This window comes from Mesorhizobium sp. M7D.F.Ca.US.004.01.2.1 (assembly GCF_003997785.1).
In the GTDB taxonomy this organism is placed as follows: domain Bacteria; phylum Pseudomonadota; class Alphaproteobacteria; order Rhizobiales; family Rhizobiaceae; genus Mesorhizobium; species Mesorhizobium loti.
In genome coordinates this window covers 1-6,142 of the sequence record NZ_RZRQ01000335.1, presented here as the reverse complement: position 1 = coordinate 6,142, position 6,142 = coordinate 1, and the positions used below count along the sequence as shown (strand labels likewise).

At 60.0% G+C, this 6,142-nt stretch carries 5 protein-coding genes and 1 pseudogene; 3 read left to right on the top strand and 3 right to left on the bottom strand.

The annotated features are described in order from the left end of the window. Positions 1-78: 78 nt before the first annotated feature. Positions 79-1,503 carry a family 16 glycosylhydrolase gene (locus EN993_RS29325; RefSeq protein WP_109669532.1) on the bottom strand — a complete coding sequence of 475 codons (1,425 nt, stop codon included), beginning with the start codon at positions 1,501-1,503 and terminating at the stop codon, positions 79-81. Between the two features lie 332 nt (positions 1,504-1,835). Between EN993_RS29325 and EN993_RS29320 the strand changes: the two are divergent. Together EN993_RS29320 and greA are read left to right on the top strand one after the other, a co-directional pair. Then, positions 1,836-2,162 (top strand): annotated as a pseudogene (locus EN993_RS29320) (ATP-binding protein); the annotation flags it as partial. 367 nt (positions 2,163-2,529) lie between these two features. After that, on the top strand, positions 2,530-2,973 hold the full coding sequence (gene greA / locus EN993_RS29315; protein WP_127265530.1) for a transcription elongation factor GreA: 444 nt from the start codon (positions 2,530-2,532) through the stop codon (positions 2,971-2,973). A gap of 117 nt (positions 2,974-3,090) precedes the next feature. Here the strand turns inward: greA and EN993_RS29310 are convergent, their stop codons facing one another. Together EN993_RS29310 and EN993_RS29305 are read right to left on the bottom strand one after the other, a co-directional pair. After that, entirely contained in the window at positions 3,091-4,260 is a 1,170-nt protein-coding gene (locus tag EN993_RS29310; protein WP_245469005.1) for an NAD(P)/FAD-dependent oxidoreductase, read from the bottom strand. After that, the gene (locus EN993_RS29305; protein WP_127265528.1) at positions 4,260-4,964 is read right to left on the bottom strand and encodes a class I SAM-dependent methyltransferase; all 705 of its coding nucleotides are present in this window, start codon (positions 4,962-4,964) and stop codon (positions 4,260-4,262) included. The genes EN993_RS29310 and EN993_RS29305 overlap by 1 nt, the downstream gene beginning before the upstream one ends. A gap of 345 nt (positions 4,965-5,309) precedes the next feature. On the opposite strand from EN993_RS29305, the gene EN993_RS29300 reads away from it, so the two are divergent. Further along, positions 5,310-6,142, top strand: an 833-nt coding sequence (locus EN993_RS29300; RefSeq protein ID WP_245469004.1) for a type III polyketide synthase, incomplete at its 3' end; no start/stop codon positions are given.

The following is a 6,142-nucleotide window of genomic DNA, read 5'->3' as shown; positions in this document are numbered from 1 at the left end:
CATGAACACCGACCGCAGGCCCTGCTGCCTCGTCGCATCCCTCAATGGCACATGATCCCGCAACATCGCACTGGTCGCCTAGACCGTGTGCTCGCCCGTTATGCTCAGATGGCTCTGCTGCACATCGTCCAGCGTGTAAGCGCGGATATAGTCGATCTTCATTTGTGCCGGCGTCGCCAGATGGTCGGGAGGCGCCCCGGCGAAACCGCCGACCGCGAGATCGACCAGCATATACATCGGGCTATGCATATCCGACGGCGTCGCGGCCTCGGCGACCTTGACGCCATCGTAGGTCCAGATCAGCTGATCCGGCGTCCACAGCACGCCGTAGGTGTGGAAGCCATCGGTGTTCGAAACATTCACCGAGGACGAAATCTTGGTGTGCTGTCCCGTCTCGTTGGTGTGCGCCGTCATCTGCAGCGTGTTCGGTTCCTGGCCGCGCATTTCGAGCACGTCCAGCTCCGGCGGCCACGAGCCGTCTTCCGGCAGCAGCCAGAAGGCTGGCCATGCTCCGGCCGTTTCGGGCAGGTCGGCGCGCATTTCGAAATAGCCATAGGTCTGCGAGAAGGTGTCGTGCGTCGTCAGGATCCCGGAAGTGTATTCGTAATTGTTGATGAGCGGCTTGATGTCGTCCGGGGCCTGCGCCGCGGTGATGGTGAGAACGCCGTTTGCCACGCTGAACGGGTGGACGGAACTCGTCGGGCCGTAATTGGCGTCGATGTACCATTGCAGCTCGCCGTTCTGGGTCAGCGTGCTGCCGTTCGGAGCGCCCCACCAGAAGTTGGAATCCCAGGTGCCGCTGTGGCCGTTCCAGAGATTCAGCGTGTTGAAGTAGTCGACGAAGGACACCGTCATGCCCGTTTTGTCGATCGGCAGTTCGAACTGGGCGGGCTGAAACTTGTCGATCGTGGTGTTGTTGAACACCAGAACCTCGCTGGAGCCGAGGTTGAGCTGCACATTCGCTCCCGCCTGGACCATGTTGGCCTGTACGGCCTCGAACGAGGTGAGGGCGTAGCCATTGAGACGCACGGTGTCCGTCGCGCCGAAATCGAAGATCAGGTCGCTTCCGTTGCCCTTCGAGACGATGAAGACGTCGGCACCGTCGCCGCCGATGAGGACATCATTGCCCTTGCCGCCATCCAGCGTCTGGCTGCCAGCGCCGCCCGTGATGATGTTGTCCAGCGCATTGCCGAACGCGTAGCGGCCATCGCCGGTGACGACGAGGTTTTCGAAATTAGCGGGCAGCTTGTAGCTCATCCAAGTGTCGATCGTGTCGACACCTGCCCCAGGATCCTCGACCGCCTTGTTGATCGTGGAATAGAGATGATAGTAGTCGTCGCCCGCGCCACCGTACATTGTGACATTGACACTGCTGTCTCCCCAGAAGGAGTCGTTGCCGGGCGTGCCGTGCAGTTCCGGTCCGGACCCGGTTGCCGAGAACCAATGGGTGGAAGCACCGGTGTAGGGAAGAGGGATGCCTTTGGCGTTCGTGATGGTGCTCATCAGAAATCCTTCCTCGTGGTGCCTGGCCTCTCAAATCATTCGATAAGAGTCCCGGCTACCGCTTCCCGAGCAACGTTGCAACGAACAATATCGTTCCAGGGAATCGTCACTCGACCCACCATAACATCGACCGTTCTGTAGACATACCCTGAATAAGTAGCAAAGAGTCAGCTCCGATGAAGATAGTAAGACATGATGACCAGAAAAAATTGATTAAAATTTTGTACATATGCCAAAATTAGCCAAAATTATAGGCATATTGTCTTGGACGATGCCGATTAATATTAGTTTTCGCTAACACTTTGAGACGCACGAGGACGGAGGGCTGCGGGCCCGATTTGGCCGAATTCCGCCGCATGCTGACGCGCGCCCGCGCTGGGCTGGGCTCCGACATGGCAGCGGGCGATGACGCCTGGCAGGACGTCTCGGTGCGCGCCTCGCTGCTGCCCGACGATATGCAGGGCGTGTTCATGATGATCGCGCGTGCGGCGAAGGAAGGTTGGCCATGCCCGAGCGACGCCGCAATCGCCCGCGCCTATGGCTCGCACTCACTGCGCCGCGCCCCGCGCCTCTTGACCTATATCGAGGAGCAGGGCCTCATCGTCTGCCAGCTCGATGGGACCTGAAGGCGCACCGTGACGCTGGTGGAACTCGCCTAGGCGACGGCGCCTGGTGATCCCAATGCCGGGGAGGTGGAGCAGGGGAGTTTGGCACCGTGAGGGGGTGCAATAAGAAAATGTCCTCAAGCCGTGGTTATTCCCAAACGGCAAAATGCAGCGCCCAAGTCTGCTTTGTGCCAGTAGCGGGCAGCCTGCGCACCGACTTCCAATGTCTTGTTTGGGGCCGGAAGAGGACCGTCCGGTTCTGGCATTGAAGGCAAGGGAGCAGACCTGCCGTCGAGCCTTTGTGGACATTCCGTTTCTGCCAAAGTCACCCGTCAAATTTGTTGCTGCTTTATTGTCGGCTGTAGGTTTTCGGATTGCTGACAGTGTTCGACACGGAGTCCAGACCAATTGCGCGTCGCATTTGCCAAGGAGGAAAGCGCCGGCCCGCGCTATCTCCGATCGGATCAACCTCGTCACCGAGGCGGGCCTCAAGATGCTGCAGGTTGAATTGGCTCGCGCTCAGCAGGCTCTCGAGGCCGTTAACGTGCTGGAAGATATCAACGAGAGGCGACGGCAGTCGGCGGTCCCGGTTCGAGATATGCGCTACTATGCCGAGCGCGTCCGTACGGCTCAGCTTATGTTGGTGCAGACGTCCAACGAAGTGATCGCCTTCGGTCACACCATTACCTTCGAGCGTGACGATGGCCGCACTCAGACCTTTCGCATCGTCGGTGAGGATGAGGCCAACCCGTCTCAGGCTTCCGTATCGCATGGTTCGCCGGTTGCCATCGCGCTGACTGGCAAAACCGTTGGCGACGTTGTCCAGCTGGGGCAGCGCGAACTCGAGATCCTGTCCATTTCTTAGTGGAAGATCGGTGTAGAACGCACGATCGAATTGCGGGCGTGTTCTGAGACCTCGTCACGGTCAACCGCCACGTTGGTACACCGTCAGGTGACGCCCAGTGAGCCGCGCTGCTTGACGTCAAAAACCCGGAACAGGCCGGGTCTTTCCACTCAATCGAGCGCCAAGCGTTAAAGCCGCCGGAAAGTTCTTGATCACGGCGCGCATCACCATCCCGCTGCCAGGCCCAAGCGCTATTCGGGCAATCAAGGCTGCGGCACGCACACGGGTCGAGAATTGCCGACGCCATTCCCTTTCGTAGCGACGTCCGGCCTCGTCGTGGCCCTCGTGACCTTTACCCAACGCGATCAGTTCTCTCGCAAGGAGCCAGCCGGATTGCAGCGCCATCGAAATCCCTTCCGCGATTACAGGGTGTGACTCACCTGCGATGTTGCCGACGCGGAAGATGCCCTGATCATAGCCAGCTCGAATACCGGGATGGATCGGTCCCGCGGCGAGCCATGGGCCATCCAATTCGGCACCGGCCAGCACAGTTTCCACGCCTCGGCACGAGGCCACGACGTGGCGCCATACCGCATCCGCCGCCGCAATGTTTCCATAGCGCCGGCGCAGGCCGGATAGAACATCTCGGCGGATGCAGCAGGAAATTGAAGCCCGGCCATGGTCTGCCGTTACCATTCCCCCATAGCCGCCCGGGAATACCAGCAGCGGCATCAGGTCGGGCGCCAGCGCGGCGCCGGTAAAATGCGCTTTGAAACCGAAAAGGTCAGAAGGTTGGCTCGCTCTTTCAAACTGGCTTGGGAGTTTCCCGATTTCCCAGGATCCGTGCGCGGCAATAATTACAGGTGCGCTAACAACCTTTTGTTGCTGGCCCGCCTCCACGGTCACAAACTGCAAATCATCGTGCCGACGAATAGCGACAGCCTTGCAAGGCTGGAGAATTTCGACACCCGCGCGTTCGGCGGCCTGTAACAACATGTAATCCAAACGATCGCGGCCGAGAGCGCGGCCGAGACCCGTCTTGGCGCTCGGCATTCGCGCCTCGGCTGAAACATCGCCAGAAAAGAACCCGACGCGACGTATTTCGGGGCCGGCTTCCGCGCGCCAAGTTTCGCCGACGCCCAACTGGTCGAGCAAGGCAAGGCTGGTGCCCGACATGAATTCGCCGCAGACCTTTCGGCGAGGAAACGCGACCTTCTCCACCATCGCCACCGACCAACCATGCTGGGCCAGCGCAATGGCGGTAGAACTGCCGGCAGGGCCGGCACCGATGACAATTGCGTCGTGCATCATTTGGTGCCGGGCATACTGGCACCTACAAAACCTTGAGTGAATAGGCCTTTGCGGGCCTCCATCACGGGCATTCCACCTGACAGCTGCCACAATTGTGAAAGTTCCGTGCCGCGAAAACCGGAGCGGACACTTTGCGTCGCGTCGTTCAGTGTAACCGCGCAGGCGCCGATCAGTCGCAGGAGCCGCGTAGCGGCAAGTGGCCCCTTGGCCCTGAGCGGCTCCGTCGCGACGAGCATCGGGGCCATCGTCATGATCCGGGAAAACAGCTCCAGGAGGCGCGTGTCGTCGAAGTGATGGAGGATGAGGTTGGCGCAAACAAGATCGAAGGGCCTGTCCCCTGTCCAATCGAATATATCGGCGGTTACAGGTTGCGCCCGCCAACCAAATTCAGCGAAAGAGTTGCACACATCCTTGCCGATCAGGTCGATCCTGTCGACCATGACGATATCCACATCGGGCCAACGCCGCGCCATCAGCCGCGCCACTCTCAGCATGAACTTTCCGTCACCGGCGCCGAGTTCGAGGATGCGCAGCGGCGCTGTCAGCACGTTCGTTCGCAAGAGCGATGCCATGATCCTGGCCTGGAACATCAATGCGTTGATGCGAACGAGATCACGACGGGATGCAATCGCACCAGGATCGTCGGCCGGGAGGCCGTCGAGGAGTTCTGGCTCCAGATGCCTGATGTTTATGTCGGTCATGCGATGGATCGGAAATCTAAGGCTTCAGCCGGCAATCCGGCAAATAGAATTCGGTCGTACCTTTATGGCCGCGCACTGTTCATGGCGGAACTCGCATGTGAACTCAGTCCGGACGGCGAAGCCGAAGGTCGGCCCCTTTCATACAAGATCGGAGGCTGGTATCACAGTTTGCTAATGAGAAATATCGGCACCGCGCAATAAAATACCTTATGCCGACGTTTGCCTTAGGAAACGCTTCCCCAATTCCTAGACCTCTTATGAGACCCGATTGGGCTCATTGTCGGAGCAATTTTGTCCTCTCAAGCGTATCTGAACCGTATTGCCACGTCAGTTCCAGAACACGACGTGCATCAATTCTTCCTCCGCTATGGAGCTTCGCTGCTTGAAAACGATGCCCAGCGTCTTACGCTTTTCGAGCGAATGGTCAGTCTCGCCGGCATCGAACATCGCTATTCCTGCTTTGCGCCCGCCGACGATCCGCGCGGCGGGGCAATCGACCGTGACGGCACCTCGGTCAGGGGCTCCTTCGCCAGCACAGCAATTCGTATGCAGATGTACGAAGCCGCCGCGCCCGAGCTCGCGCACAAGGCCGTCGACACGCTGCTGGCCGACGACGACCGCTCGCTGATCACGCATTTGATCGTGACGAGCTGCACCGGCTTTTCAGCGCCTGGCATCGACCTCGAACTGGTGCAGCGATGCGGCCTGCCGACGTCGGTCGAGCGCACCATCGTCGGCTTCATGGGATGCTATGCCGCCATCAACGCCTTGAAGCTGTCTCGCCATATCGTGCGCTCCGACCCGAACGCCCGAGTGCTGATCGTCAACATCGAATTGTGCACGCTGCATTTCAGGGAAGCCACCGAGCTTGAGAAGCTGATCTCGTTCTGCCTGTGGGGCGACGGTTGCGCGGCCGCACTGGTAACGGCCGAACCGCACGGCATCCTGCTCGAAAGCTTCCACGCCATCGTGGCAGTGGAGCGCAAGGAGCTGATGAGCTGGCACATCCGCGACGACGGCTTTGACATGGTGCTGTCCGGCCAGGTTCCCGGCGCGGTCCGTGAGACGCTGCGCAACGAGCATCCGGCCATCCTCGGCGGCAGGCCCGCCAAGGAGATCGATTTGTGGGCGGTGCATCCCGGCGGCCGCTCTGTGCTCGACGCGGTCGAGCACAGAGC

What these genes read in the sequence shown, in the direction of transcription:
- EN993_RS29325 (WP_109669532.1), bottom strand. Translation starts at nt 1,503, where the DNA reads ATGAGCACCATCACGAACGCCAAAGGCATCCCTCTTCCCTACACCGGT.
- EN993_RS29310 (WP_245469005.1), bottom strand. Translation starts at nt 4,260, where the DNA reads ATGCACGACGCAATTGTCATCGGTGCCGGCCCTGCCGGCAGTTCTACC.
- EN993_RS29305 (WP_127265528.1), bottom strand. Translation starts at nt 4,964, where the DNA reads ATGACCGACATAAACATCAGGCATCTGGAGCCAGAACTCCTCGACGGC.